The organism is Pararhizobium polonicum, from assembly GCF_001687365.1.
GTDB lineage: Bacteria > Pseudomonadota > Alphaproteobacteria > Rhizobiales > Rhizobiaceae > Pararhizobium > Pararhizobium polonicum.
On record NZ_LGLV01000008.1, the window covers coordinates 177,359 to 190,632 of the forward strand.

A 13,274-nucleotide genomic window follows, 5' to 3' on the forward strand; every position below is an offset into this window, starting at 1 on the left:
CTTCCACCAACTCCCCTCGCCGGCGGGATATGGGAGGATGGAGCTTGCTGCTTGTCCTTCTCCCCGTGAACGGGGAGAAGGTGGCCGAAGGCCGGATGAGGGGCATTGCGTAAGTTCAAGCCTGAACCGTATCTGGATTTGAGCCCCCGGCCCCTCACCCTAGCCCTCTCCCCGCAGGCGGGGAGAGGGGACTTTTACCCCTTTTTCGCCAGCTGCATCAATGTCACCTGCTGCTGCAACCGGCGCTGGGCCTGGTCGACCACCACGGCGACGATGATGACGATGCCCTTGATGACCATCTGCCAAAAGGAGGAGACGCCCATCATCACCAGACCGTCGGACAAAATGCCGATGACGAAGGCGCCGATGATGGTGCCGCCGATCGTGCCGCGTCCGCCGGACATCGAGGTGCCGCCGAGAACGGCCGCGGCAATGGCGTTCAGTTCGAACGAATTGCCGGTGGCCGGATGCGAGGCCATCAGCTCCGACGAAATGACGATGCCGACGATGGCGGCGCAGAAGCCGGAGAACATGTAGACGAACATCTTGACGCGGTCGACGCGGATGCCGGACATGCGGGCGGCGCGCTCGTTGCCGCCGACGGCGAAGATCTGCCGGCCGATCGGCACGTATTTGGCCACATAGGCCGCCGCCAGCGCCACGACGATCAGGATCCAGATCGACACCGGCAGGCCGATGATGCGGCCGGAGCCGAGGAAGCCGAAGCCGGTGGTGGCCAGTTCTTCCTTGCCGACGAGATTGGGGAAGGTCTGGCCGTCGGAGGAGAGCAGCGCGAAGCCGCGCGCCACATAGAGCGTGCCGAGCGTGGCGATGAACGGCGCCACGTTGAGCTTGGTGATCAAAAGGCCGTTGACCGCGCCGATGAGGATGCCGACCACCAGCGTGATCAGGCAGACTTCGACGACGTTGAAATACATCGTGTAGCCGAATTGCAGGTCGATGCCGTTGAGGATCAGGCCGCCGGCGACCATGCCGCAGAGGCCGACGATCGAGCCGACCGACAGGTCGATGCCGCCGGTGATGATGACGAAGGTCATGCCCATGGCGAGAAAGGCATTCAGCGCCACGTGCTTCGACATCAGGATGATGTTGGCCGTCGACAGGAAGTTCGGCGCAAACACCGAGAAGAAGGCGATGACGGCGAAGAGCGCGATGAACGTGCGCAGTTTCATCAGCGTCAAAAGGATGGAGCCGCCATCGGCAGCGGGTACTTTTTCGGTCGCGGTTGCCGTGGTCATCACGCAAGTTCCCCAGTGGTTTTGTGTTCGGCCGACTTGTGTCCCACGGACGCGGCCTTGACGATCAGCTCTTCGGTGGCGTCGGCTCGGTCGAGGATCGTCGTGACCTTGCCGTTGCTCATGACGGCGATGCGGTCGGAGAGCGCCATGACCTCTTCGAGGTCGGAGGTGGAAAACAGGATGGCGAGACCCTCGCCGGCAAGCCGGCGCATGGTGCGGAAGACGTCCGCCTTGGCGCCGACATCGATGCCGCGGCTCGGCTCGTCCATCAAAAGAACCTTCGGATTGGTCATCAGCGCCTTGCCGATGACGACCTTCTGCTGGTTGCCGCCGGACATGGAGGTAACGTCGAAATCCGGATTCGGCGCCTTGATCGACAGGTTGCTGATGGCGTCCTTGATCGCCGAACGCTCGCGCTCGCCGGAAATGTGGAAGCCGAACTTGACGAATTTCTCAAGGCTGGCGAGCGTCAGGTTGGCGGCGATCGACAGGACCTGCACGAGCCCTTCGCGCTGGCGGTCCTCGGGAATGAGGGCAAGGCCCTTGCGGATGCGGGTGGAGGTATCCTTGGCGGCGATCTCCTCGCCTTCAACGAAGATCCGGCCCGTCGAGTGGGCATGCTGGCCGATGACGCATTCGAAGAATTCGCTGCGGCCGGCGCCCATCAGGCCGTAGATGCCCAGCACCTCGCCGGCCTTCACGCTGATCGACAGGTGATCGACGGCAAAGCCGCCGGTCTTGCGCGGCAGGCAGATGTCTTCGGCGCGGAAGGCTTCCGCGCCCAGCGTGTGATCGAGCGACTTGGCGAAATCCTTGGCATCGGAGCCGATCATCGAGCGGACGATCCAGCGGGTGTTGATGTCCTTGACCATCGCCTGGCCGGTGATCTGGCCGTCACGCAGCACCGTGATGTAGTCGCCGATGCGCATCAGCTCTTCGAGCCGGTGCGAGATATAGACGATGGCGACGCCCTGCGCCTTCAGCTCGCCGATGACCTTGAACAGGATATCGACTTCGGCGGCCGACAGGGCCGAGGTCGGCTCGTCGAGAATGAGGATGCGGGTATCGAGCGAGATCGCCTTGGCGATTTCGACGAGCTGCTGCTGGCCGATCGGCAGGTCCTCGACCATGGTCTCGGCGCTGATGCCGGCATCGAGCTTGTCGAGAAACCGGTTGGCCTTTTCAACCTGCGCCTTGTGATCGATGCCGCGAAGTCCGCGGGTGATCTCGCGGGTGGCGAAGATGTTTTCGGCAACGGAGAGATTGCCGAACAGGTTCAGCTCCTGGAACACCATGCCGATGCCGTGCTTCTGGGCGTCGGCGGGCGAGTTGAACTCGACCTCCTTGCCTTCGAGCAGGATGCGGCCGAGCGAGGGCTTTTCGACGCCGGCGATCATCCGCATCAGGGTCGATTTTCCGGCGCCGTTTTCGCCGACCAGCACGTTGACCGCGCCGCGCTTCAGTTCGAGGCTGGCATGCTTGACCGCGACGATGCCGGAATAGACCTTGGTGACATCGTCGAGCTTCAGGATGGTGTCATGGTTCTCTGTACCGGCCATGTCAGTTGCCGATCGTGATGGTGGCGGGCGTCAACAGCGCCGGCTGGCCGGCTGAGGGCAACGGATAGGCGCCGAGCGCCTCGACCTTTTTGCCTTCGAGGCCGTCACGTGGCAGCTTCTCCAGCGTCAGGCCGTTGACATGGACGTTGAAGGCCTTGCCGAATTCGGCCCACTGGATCTGGTTCTTGAATTCGTTGAAATTGACGAAATCCAGGCTGTCACGGATCGCCGTGCCGCGGATGACCGGGCCGATCTGGATGCGCACGTCCGCCTTGCCGTCACCATCGACGTCGGTGTCGAGATAGGCGGCGCGTGATGTCGTTTCGGCCTTGATAATCGTGCCGGATACTTTCGCCGCAAAGGTCCAGGGCGCGCTGCCCTCCTTCTCCTTGTGGCCGTATTTCGCGGCGGCGGCATTCAGGTCGGATGCGGCAAGGGCGGAGACCTCCTGGAAGGTGCCGGCGCGCTTTTCGAGGAACGGGATGACTTTCGCATCCCAGATGTCCGCGACCTGACGATTGGGGTTGAAGCCGCCGCTTGCAGCTTCCGCAGCCTCTTCGGCCGTCGGTGTCTTGATGATCTTGCAACCGGGCAGCGCCAGCACGATGGCGAGCGAGATTGCGGCGGCTGTCGCGAAATTCGGCATGAAATCTGCTCCGTCACATGGAAAGAAACGCAGGGCGGAGTTTGTCCGCCCTGCGCGCATCCTTGGGAGGATTTAGTCCTTGAGCGCGAAGGTCTCGAGCTTGTCGGCGTTGTCGCCGTTGATGAGGACGCAGTCCATCAGCTGCTTTTCCTCAGCCGGGCCCTTGCCGGTCTTGATATAGGCGTCGGCCTGTTCGACGGCCATCTGGGCCTGCGCATAGGCCGGCTGCAGCACGGTCGCCTTGATGCCGCCCGACTTGATCGAGTCGCGCACATCGTTGGAGCCGTCGAAGCCGACGACGATCACGTCCTTGCGGCCGGCGGCCTGGAGAGCGGCGATCGCGCCCATGGCCATGGTATCGTTGCCGGAGATGACGCCCTTGATGTCAGGGTTCGCCTGCAGGATGGTCTCCATCTTGGAGTAGCCTTCCGTCTGGCTCCAGTTGGCCGACTGCTGGGCAACCATCTTCAGGTCCGGATATTCGTCGATGATGTCGTGATAGCCCTTCGAGCGGATGCCGGCATTGAGATCGGCTTCGCGGCCGAGCAGCTCGACATAGTTGCCCTTCTCGCCCATCAGCTTGACGAATTCTTCGGCGCCGAGCTGGGCACCCTGGTAGTTGTTGGAAACGATCTGCGAGACGGCGATGCCGGTGGCGTTGATTTCGCGGTCGATCAGGAAGGAGGGGACGCCTGCGTCCTTGGCCTTCTGGACGGCGGCGATCGAGGCTTCCGAGCCGGCATTGTCGAGGATGATCGCCTTGGCGCCACGGCCGATGGCAGTATCGATCAGCTGGCTCTGCTTGTTGGCGTCGTCGTCATGGACGAGAACGAGGGTTTCGTAGCCGAGTTCCTTGGCCTTGGCTTCGGCGCCGACAGCTTCCGCCTTGAAGAACGGATTGTCATGCGACGGCGTGATGATGGCGATGAGGTCGGCGGCGAAGGCCGGCATGGCAACGCCCAGCGAAAGGGCGCCGGCGAAGGCAGCAAGGGTCAGTCTGCGTGTCAGTTTCATGTGGTTCCTCCCAGGTGAAATTGATCGGCTCCGTTCCCGGCGGAGCCGATGGTCGTCAGGCTTGAAAGCCTGATGGCGGTCAGGTGATGCGCCGGATGCTTTCGGCGATCTCCTCGGGTTCGAAAACTTTCTTCCAGTCGTCCTTCATCAGGACGGGGATGCCAAATTCGATGGCCTTGTTGCAGGCATCGGAAAAGACGCCCGGCGTCTCTTCGAAGATCACCGCGCCGAGCACGTTCATGTGGCCGAGCAGGAAGTCACGGGCGGCTTCCTTCGGCACGCCGCGGGCGACGCATTCGTCCATGGCCTGGCGCATGACGACCAGAAGCGAGGCGCAGACGGTTTCCGACAGGCCCGGCTCCAGAAGCGCAATCTGCTCGACGGTGACGCGATGCGAGCGCATGACGGGCGCCCAGATGACCTTGGCCACTTCCTCGCCCAGCGCAAAATGATCCTCCGGACCCTGCATCAGAGCGGAGACGATATGCTGCTTGGCGGCGACGCCACCGAAGAAGTCGCGCTTGGCGGCCGGGTCGGTTTCGTCGTTGAAGATCGGCGGATGGCAGGGATGGGTGACGAAATAGGTGAGATCGGCACGATCAGGCAGATGACCGGCGGCCGGTGCTGCGGCATCCAGCACGATGACGATGGTGCCGGCGGCGAGCTTGTCGACGATACCGGCGGCAACCTTGCCGATGGCCGTATCCGGCACGGCGAGCACAACGACTTCAGCGCCCGAAAGGGCGGTGTCGGCGTCGACGCAGGAGAGGCCGAGGTCGGCCTGCAGGCGTGCCTTTCCGGCATCGCTCAGCTCAACATGGCGCACGTCGAAGCGCGAGCCCTTGAGGTTTTTGGCCAGCCGGTAGCCCATTTTGCCGCCGGCGCCGAAGAGTGCGATTGAAGTCATGTTTCCTCACTGCGCGTTTGTTTTGCGATGATCTATAGACAGCTGGTATGATGAGTCAATCAGTATATCATGTTGTGAGGTGGTTTTTTGGGCCGACAGCGGCGGGTTGCCCAATATTGACGTATAATGCTTTCGGGAATACGTATAATACGTATTTCACGTATTATACGTATGACACGCAGAAGAAGAGATGTCCCATGAAGCAATACAGCTTTTCCGATCTCAATCGCGGATCCGGCGAGATCCTGGATGCGGCCATGCGCGGACCGGTGTCGCTGACCAAGCGCGGCAAGGAAAGGCTCGTGATCATTCCGGCCGAGGATTATCACCGGCTTGTCGGCCGGCAGCGCGCCTATCGGATCGAAGAGGCTCCTGACGACATCCATGCGGAACTGATGAGCGGTGTCGACAGCTTGCTGGGTGACGGCGAGGATGTTTAAGCCGGGAGATATCCTGCGATACAACTATCTCTGGGCTCGTCAGTTCGATGACGGCGAAGAGTCCGGTAGAAAGGCGCGGCCGGTCTGCCTTGTCGTCAGGACACAGACCAAGCCCGCAAATCTGTTCCTGTTTCCGCTCACGTCGCAGCCGCCGGCGCAAGGCCGCGTTGCTTTTGCGCTCGGCGAGATCGAATGCCGCCGCGCCGGCCTCGATTTTCCGACATGGCTCATCGTCGATGAGTATAACTATCTCCGCGAGGATGAGCTCTTTGATCTGGAAGCCGCCCGCCCGGTGGGCTCGTTGAGCCCTGCCGTATTGCGCAAGGTCGCATTGTTGATCAGGCAGGCAGCCGAAACGCGACGGCTGCGCGCCATTCATCGAGCGTAGCTCTGTCTGAGCGACGATGCTCTACCCCTGCAAACCATCCCTGATCTGCGCGAAATAGCCGTCCGAACCGACCTGTCCGCCTTTGAGCGCGATCTGCAGGCCGTTGGTGGCGGCGTAGGTTCCGTGCGCGGTGCAGAGCGGGGAGCCGGGTGTCTGCGGCAGCGGCAGCAGGGTGGTCAGCGCCTGGACGTGGAGTTCCCGCAACGCGTGGCTGGAGGTGTCGCCACCGGCGATCACGGCGCGGGTGAGGTTCTGTTCCTCGACAAGGCGGCGCAGGATGGTGCCGAGCAGGCGGCCGAGGCGGTGGCGGCTGCCGGGGATCCTGTCGATGTCGCCGCCGCGATCGGCAGAGGGGCCGAGCGCCGTGTTGAGGACGACGCTGTTGCCCTGCCTGAGGCTGTCGAGGCCCGCATTGATGGCCTTTTCCAAGGCGGTGCTGCCGTTTTCGCCGAGCAGTTCCAGCGGATCGAGATTGATCCCGGTAAAACCGTTCTGTGTCGCATGGCGGATCTGCCGCTCGGTGGTGGGCGAGACGCTGCCGGAGACGACGGCGATGCGATCGGCCTTGCCCGGCAGGGGGAAGGTCTTCTTCCCCTCTGTCAAACCAGCGGCATTCCAGGCGGTGAGCAGCGCATATTCGACACCGGACGAGCCGGCGACGAACCAGCCGTTTGCGGGCTTCAGCCGCCAGACCTGACGGCCGGCCTGGATCTGGCTTTCCGGGCTGTCGATATCGAAGAGCACCATACCATCCGCATCGGCACAAAGCGCATCGATCCTGTGATCGGCGTCGGCGGCTGAAAGCATGGAGAGATCGGCAAGCCGGGTCTCCAGCGCCGTCTGCGCCTTCATGTGCAGGCGCAGGTCGGCTTCAGTCATCGGCGTGACCGGATGGCGGCTCATCACCGGGTGGCGGTCGATGCGGTAGACCTCGCCCTGATAGGCGGCAAAGAGATGGCCAAAGGCGGTATAGCGCTTCAGCTGCGGGGCGCCGACCACAACGGGGACGTAAGCCTGATCAAACAGTGTCTTGCCGATTTCGACGGCCTTGCCGATATTGCCGACCGTCGGGGCCGAATCGAAGGTCGAGCAAACCTTGTAGTGGCAGAGAGCCGCATTCAGGCTTTTCAGCCATTTGAAGGCGGGCGTCAGGTGCGCGTCCATCCAGTCCGGCGTTTCGCTGCGGCTGGTGCCGGCAAGGCCGATGGCGCGGCAATGGCCAAACCGCGTCAGCAGCGCATCATCCGGCACGTCCATGAACAGCACGGTCTCGACGCCATTGGAGGCCAGCGCCTCCATCACATCGGTGGAGCCCGTCAGATCGTCGCCGTAATAGGAGAGAAGAAGATTGTCTTGCATGAACATTACTCGCTTGCACTGCCGAATTTCTTGAGGGAGGCGGCGAGCTCCGGATGATCCTTGGCATAGGTTTCCAGCGGGATATCGGCGACCGCCGCTTGCCAGGCCTGCTGCACGGCACGCACGCCGGCCGCCGGACCGCCGGGATGGCTGACGATGCCGCCGCCACAGAGATAAAGCAGATCGGTGGTGCGGCCGGTGCGGCGATAGGTTTCCGGCGCCTGGCCGCCCCACTGGCCGGAGCCGGCGACGGGAAGGGCGCAGTCGGACTGGTCGAACAGCGGCGTGGTGACGGCCTTGAAGCTTTCCACAAAGCTCTCGTCCGGCTCCCAGTATTTGACGCCAATGCCGTTGATCTGGAACTGATCCACACCCAGAAGCCGCCAGAACTGCTGCCAGACCTTGAAATCGAAGCCGATGCCGGGATGGCGGGTGAGCACGTCCCAGCCGTTGCGATGGGCATGCAGCACCAGGCCGGAGCGCTTGCGCAGGAAGGCCATGCCGCCCATGCCGATGGAATTGATGTTGACGACGGCACAGTTGCCGCCGGCCTCAAGCACCAGATCGTGGTTGCGCATCATCTCGTCGGGATCGGTCGCCGAGATGCCGAAGGCATACATCACCTTCTTGCCGGTCTTCTGCTCGTGATCGAGGATCCTTGGCATGATGGCGGCGACGCGCTCCTTGAGCGGCGAATAGGCCGGGCTCATCAACTTCTCGTCGTCCTTGATGAAATCGACGCCGGATTCGATCAGCTCGCCGACCAGCGCGGCGGTCTCGTGCGGGCGCAGGCCGAGCGCCGGCTTGACGATGGTGCCGATGATCGGGCGGTCATGAACGCCGGTGAGCCTGCGGCTGCCGGGGAGGCCGAATTGGGGGCCAAGATAGGCGGCCTTGTATTCCTGCGGCAGCTTCAGATCGACGACGCGCAGGCCGGTCATGCCGCGAATGGAAAAGATGCCGCCGACGGCGATGGTCATCAGGGCGGAGAGATCGGTTCCGATGGCATCGAGGGGGAAGGCGATGTCGGCCTCGGCGCGGCGGATCGGGCCATGGCCGGCCGGCGCTTCGGGCCAGCTCGGGCGGTCCGCATCGGAAAGCGTGCGGATGGCGAGCACACGGGCGGCAACGCGGGCTTTCAGCTCCGGCGTTTCGCCGGGGACGGGCACGAAGGTGCCGGTCGACTGGTCGCTGGCGATCTTTTCCGCCATGGCCTCAACGCTGCCGGTCGTTTCGATTCTGTAGGTGATGACGATCATGAGCGAGCAAAATCCTCCCGGCTTGGCAATTCCCGGCCAGATCCGGCTGGCGCGTTTTCGCCAACTGGTATAATGAGCATATCAATTAAGCAAGAGGAAGCTTGCATCAGCAACGATGAATGTGGACGGTGAGCGGCGCAAGGCACTGCGTCATTTCCTTCACAGGCGGAGCGGTGCATAACGTTGGCGACGATGAAGCAGCGAGAAACCATGGGCCAGCAGTCCGAACAGATCGTCCGCCGCAAATTGTCCGACGAGGTGTTCGCGCGGCTGAAGGCGATGATCACGTCGGGCGAATTGCAGCCCGGCGACGAAATGCCGTCCGAGCGGGAATTGATGGAACGTTTCGGCGTGGGGCGTCCGGCCATCCGCGAGGCGATGCAGGCACTGGCCGGCATGGGGCTGGTGGTGATCTCGCATGGCGAGCGGGCCAAGGTTCTGGAACTGACGGCGCAATCGATCTTCCGGCAGATGGACATGACGGCGAAGATCATGCTGGCCAAATCGTCTGACACGCTGGAACACCTGAAAAGCGCCCGCATCTTCTTCGAGCGCGGCATGGCCCGCGAGGCGGCGCTGAAGGGGGATGCCAACGATATCGCTAGCTTGCGCGAGGTTCTCGAGCGGCAGCGCCAGTCGCTCGGCGACGCGGAAGCCTTCATCTCCGCCGACATGGAATTCCACACCCGGATCGCCCGGGTTTCGCGCAATCCGATCTACGTCGCCGTCAGTGAGGCAATGCTTGCCTGGCTGAAGGAATACCACACCGAAATGCTGATCTGGACCGGCAAGGAAAAGTTCACGCTCGCCGAGCACGAAGAGATCATCACCTGTCTGGCGGCGCGCGATCCCGATGCCGCCGAACAGGCGGTGCTGAAGCATCTGGAGCGCTCGCGGGCGCTGTACGCGTCGAAGTAATCCGGTTCAGACCGCAGGCGGGATCACCTTCCCCGGATTCATGATTCCGTTCGGATCGAGCGCCGCCTTGATCCGGCGCATGACGCCGATTTCGGCCTGGCTGCGGGAGTGATCGAGGAAGTCGCGTTTCAGCGTGCCGATGCCGTGTTCGGCGGAGATCGAGCCTTTGTATTTTCGCACCAGATCATAGGCGATGGTGTCGACCTCATGCAGGTCATGCGCGCTTGCATTCTCGACCCAGACGCCCACGTGCAGGTTGCTGTCGCCGACATGGCCGAAGAACGAGACGTGGGCCGCCGGGAAGCGGGCGAGAAGTGCCGCCTGGCAATCGCCGGCGAAAGCGTCGAGCTGGCCGACGGGCAGGCTGATATCGAGATTGATCAGGCCGGGCATGAGCTGGTCCATCAGGTGGCCTTCGCGGACCGACCAGAAGGCGCGGGCCTCCTTTTCCGACTGGGCGATCAGCGCGTCGGTGACGAGACCGTCCTCGAACGCCTTGGCAAGGAAGGCCTCAAAGCGATCCCTGTCCTCGTCGCTGCCGTCGACATCCTGTTCGATGATGATTGTGAACGGATAGGTCTTGTCGAAGAAGGTGAGCTTCAGGGCCTCGGCGTTGAAGCGGACATAGCTCTCCCACATGGCCTCGAAGGCCGACAGGCCGGACAGCGTGCGCTGGGCGGATTTGAGCAGCGAGACGACATGGCCGTAGCTTTCCAGCGCGCAGAGCGCCGTCAACCTGCTGGCCGGCAGCGGACGCAGACGCAGCACGGCGCGGGTGATAATACCGAGCGTGCCTTCCGCGCCGATGAACAGCTGGCGCAGGTCGTAGCCGGTGTTGTTCTTGGTCATCCGGTTGAGCGAGGACAACACCGTGCCATCGGCCAGCACGGCTTCGAGGCCCAGCACATTGTCACGGGTGACGCCGTGGCGGATGACGCGGATGCCGCCGGCATTGGTGGAGAGATTGCCGCCGATCTGGCAGGAGCCACGCGCACCCAGATCGATCGGCAGCAGGAAGCCGGCGGTTTCGGCGATCATTTGCGCCACTTCCAGCGGCGTTCCGGCAAGGACCGTCATGGTGCCGGCTGCCGTATCGATCTCCTCGACGCCAGACATTCGCTCCAGCGACAGGGCGATATCGCCGCCCCGCGCATTGGCGCCGCCGGCAAGGCCGGTGAGGCCGCCCTGCGGCACGACGGGCTGGCGGTGGCGGTCGCAGATGGCAAGAGCCAGCGAAACCTGTTCGGTATTCGATGGGCGCAGGACGGCGAGCGGCAGGGATTTGCCGGTGGTGCTGGCGTCGCTGCGGTAGCGTTCGCCGATCGCGTTGCCGGTCAGCACGGTTTCGGTGCCCAGCGCTTCGATCAGGTCATCGATGAGGGTCATGGGGATACTCTCCTGATCAGGCGGCAACGGGCGCGTGGAGGAAGGACGGCAGATCGGCAATCGTCCGGCAGCCGAGCTGAGCCATGGCGCCGGACAGTTCGGCCTTGAGGATATCAATCAGATGGCCGCCGCCGGCAGCCCCCATGGCGGCGCTGGCAAAGACGAAGGGGCGGCCGAGGAGGACGAAATCGGCGCCGAGCGCCAGCATGCGGGCAACGTCCAGACCGGAGCGGATGCCGCCATCGGCTGCAATCAGCACATCGGGGCCAAGAGCGCGACGGATGCCAGGCAGGATCGAAACGGCGGTCGGGGCGGCATCGAGCTGGCGGCCGCCATGGTTGGAGACGATCAGGCCGTCGGCGCCGAGCGCCAGATAGGCTTGCGCTTCCGTCACGTCGAGCACGCCCTTGATCAAGAGCTTGCCCCTCCAGGCATCGCGGATGCGGCGGACGCGATCGGCACCGATCGGACCGGTCATGACGCGGCCGACGAACGCGGCGGATTCCTTCAGCGACGAACCCTTCGGATAGTAAGGCGACAGGTTCTCGAAATCGGGAATGCCGTGGCGCAGCACATGGCGTGCCCAGTGCGGATGGGTGGCGATCTGGAACATGGTCCTGAGATCGAGGATCGGTGGCACCGACATGCCGTTGCGGATATCGCGCTCGCGGCGGGTGGGCGCGGGGATATCGACCGTCAGCACCAGCGTCTGGTAGCCGGCGCGCGCGGCGCGGCCGATCATGTCGGCTTCCATCGTGGGATCGTTGGGCGGATAGAACTGGAACCAGCCATTGTCGCCGGCGATCGGCCCGATCGTTTCCATGGCGCGGTTGGCGAAGGTGGAAAGCACATGCGGAATGTTGCGGGCCCTGGCCGCTTGCGCCAGCGGCACTTCGCAGCCGGGCCAGAGCAGGCCGGCAAGGCCGAGCGGGGCGACGCCGAAGGGCGCATCGAAGCGCTTGCCGAACAGGCTGACACTCAGATCCGGCGACGGCGCTTCCGACAGATAGCGCGGCATCAGCTCGATCGTATCGAAGCTTGCGGCATTGCGCCGGACGCCGCTTTCCCGGCCGAGACCGCCGATCAGGTAATCATGCACAAACCCCGGCATGCGCCGCGCGGCGGCCGCTTCCATGTCGGGGATGCAGGGAAAACGTCTGTGCAGGGATGTCATGCTGGCCGGATGCTCCTCGATTCGATGCGGACCTTAGCGGTTCTGCAGGGATGGCGGAAAGGCCCTGTTCCTGACTTTGCACCGCTGGCCGCCATCTCCATGGACGTGCTGTCATGCCATGTCTCCGCTTTCGGGCGTGGCGCGGGATTTGCGGAGAAGGTAGAGGCCATAAAGCGGCAGCACCGATGCCACGGCGTAAAGCTCCGCAGCGCTCCAGAGCTGGCCTGCGGGACCGACATCCAGCATGAAGATGCAGAAATCCCAGGCGGCGTGCAGGGCGATCACGGGATAGAGCGAGCCGGTTCTGATCCGGATGGCGACAAAGAGAATTCCAAGGCAAAAGGTGAAGATCGCCTGCGGCACGGCGGAGGCAAGGCCGGTCGAAAACCCGTTGAGCAGATGCACGGCCCCGAACAGCAGGCTGGATATCCAGACGGTCGAGCGGAGCGAGCAGCATGCCCGCAAGCCCCGGAAGAGAATGCCGCGAAACATCAGCTCCTCGGACAGTCCGATCAGGATCGTATTGACAAAGATAGAGGCAATGACACCGGTGGCGGGAAGGCCCGCAAGCATCATCGCGACGCAGAAAAACGCGATGTAAACCAGCGGCAGCCAGAGCGCGGACAGAGACCGCACCGAGACCGGGGCATTGAACCCGAGGTCGTTCCAGCGGCAGATGAACGCGGCCCCCATCAGGAAAACGATCGCGGCGACAAAGGCCGTGTGCACGCCCTGGGTGAGCGGATCGGCAGCCGAACCATCGAAACCAGCGCTCATGATGCCGCCGATAACGGTGATCGCGGTCCATATCGTCAGGACCATCAGGGACAGGCCCAATCGATTGTTCAATACGCCCATCGAGTTCCGGTTCCTCGCATTTCTTTCCGGTGACCCGTGATTGTCACTCGCCGAAGGATGACCGCGAGGCGGCCTTCCGTGTCGGCAACGCGGGAACGACATCTGCG

The 13,274-nt window shown here is 63.3% G+C and carries 13 protein-coding genes; 3 read left to right on the forward strand and 10 right to left on the reverse strand.

Annotated elements, in window-relative coordinates; genetic code table 11:
* Positions 1-194: 194 nt before the first annotated feature.
* The 5 genes from ADU59_RS13775 to ADU59_RS13795 all read right to left on the reverse strand — a co-directional run bounded on the left by ADU59_RS13775 (position 195) and on the right by ADU59_RS13795 (position 5,385).
* On the reverse strand, positions 195-1,259 hold the full coding sequence (locus tag ADU59_RS13775; protein ID WP_068954697.1) for an ABC transporter permease: 1,065 nt from the start codon (positions 1,257-1,259) through the stop codon (positions 195-197).
* Positions 1,259-2,818 carry a sugar ABC transporter ATP-binding protein gene (locus ADU59_RS13780; protein WP_068954698.1) on the reverse strand — a complete coding sequence of 520 codons (1,560 nt, stop codon included), beginning with the start codon at positions 2,816-2,818 and terminating at the stop codon, positions 1,259-1,261. Before ADU59_RS13780 ends, ADU59_RS13775 begins: the two co-directional genes overlap by 1 nt.
* 1 nt (position 2,819) lies before the next feature.
* Positions 2,820-3,464, reverse strand: a complete 645-nt coding sequence (locus ADU59_RS13785; protein WP_068954699.1) for a DUF2291 family protein — start codon at positions 3,462-3,464, stop codon at positions 2,820-2,822.
* A gap of 72 nt (positions 3,465-3,536) precedes the next feature.
* Positions 3,537-4,478, reverse strand: coding sequence for a D-ribose ABC transporter substrate-binding protein (locus tag ADU59_RS13790; protein WP_068954700.1), 942 nt, complete (start codon positions 4,476-4,478; stop codon positions 3,537-3,539).
* Positions 4,479-4,557: 79 nt separating this feature from the next.
* Complete coding sequence (locus ADU59_RS13795) at positions 4,558-5,385, reverse strand: phosphogluconate dehydrogenase C-terminal domain-containing protein (RefSeq protein WP_068954701.1); 828 nt, start codon at positions 5,383-5,385, stop codon at positions 4,558-4,560.
* Positions 5,386-5,582: 197 nt separating this feature from the next.
* On the opposite strand from ADU59_RS13795, the gene ADU59_RS13800 reads away from it, so the two are divergent.
* Positions 5,583-5,825: a type II toxin-antitoxin system prevent-host-death family antitoxin gene (locus ADU59_RS13800; RefSeq protein ID WP_068954702.1), complete on the forward strand. Its 243-nt coding sequence runs from the start codon at positions 5,583-5,585 to the stop codon at positions 5,823-5,825.
* The gene (locus ADU59_RS13805; protein ID WP_068954703.1) at positions 5,818-6,213 is read left to right on the forward strand and encodes a hypothetical protein; all 396 of its coding nucleotides are present in this window, start codon (positions 5,818-5,820) and stop codon (positions 6,211-6,213) included. The genes ADU59_RS13800 and ADU59_RS13805 overlap by 8 nt, the downstream gene beginning before the upstream one ends.
* Before the next feature lie 21 nt (positions 6,214-6,234).
* On the opposite strand, the gene ADU59_RS13810 is transcribed toward ADU59_RS13805, so the two are convergent.
* Positions 6,235-7,578 carry a four-carbon acid sugar kinase family protein gene (locus tag ADU59_RS13810; RefSeq protein WP_425332017.1) on the reverse strand — a complete coding sequence of 448 codons (1,344 nt, stop codon included), beginning with the start codon at positions 7,576-7,578 and terminating at the stop codon, positions 6,235-6,237.
* Complete coding sequence (gene oiaX / locus ADU59_RS13815) at positions 7,578-8,831, reverse strand: 3-oxo-isoapionate-4-phosphate decarboxylase OiaX (protein ID WP_068954704.1); 1,254 nt, start codon at positions 8,829-8,831, stop codon at positions 7,578-7,580. Before oiaX ends, ADU59_RS13810 begins: the two co-directional genes overlap by 1 nt.
* Before the next feature lie 210 nt (positions 8,832-9,041).
* On the opposite strand from oiaX, the gene ADU59_RS13820 reads away from it, so the two are divergent.
* Positions 9,042-9,749 carry a transcriptional regulator NanR gene (locus ADU59_RS13820; RefSeq protein WP_068954705.1) on the forward strand — a complete coding sequence of 236 codons (708 nt, stop codon included), beginning with the start codon at positions 9,042-9,044 and terminating at the stop codon, positions 9,747-9,749.
* A 6-nt stretch (positions 9,750-9,755) separates the two neighbouring features.
* On the opposite strand, the gene ADU59_RS13825 is transcribed toward ADU59_RS13820, so the two are convergent.
* The 3 genes from ADU59_RS13825 to ADU59_RS13835 form a co-directional block, all read right to left on the reverse strand.
* Positions 9,756-11,135 (reverse strand): FAD-binding oxidoreductase, encoded by a 1,380-nt coding sequence (locus ADU59_RS13825; protein ID WP_068954706.1) that lies wholly within the window; start codon positions 11,133-11,135, stop codon positions 9,756-9,758.
* Between the two features lie 16 nt (positions 11,136-11,151).
* Positions 11,152-12,309, reverse strand: a complete 1,158-nt coding sequence (locus ADU59_RS13830; protein ID WP_068954707.1) for an alpha-hydroxy acid oxidase — start codon at positions 12,307-12,309, stop codon at positions 11,152-11,154.
* Positions 12,310-12,420: 111 nt separating this feature from the next.
* Positions 12,421-13,167, reverse strand: a complete 747-nt coding sequence (locus tag ADU59_RS13835) for a CPBP family intramembrane glutamic endopeptidase (RefSeq protein ID WP_158515724.1) — start codon at positions 13,165-13,167, stop codon at positions 12,421-12,423.
* Positions 13,168-13,274: the final 107 nt, after the last annotated feature.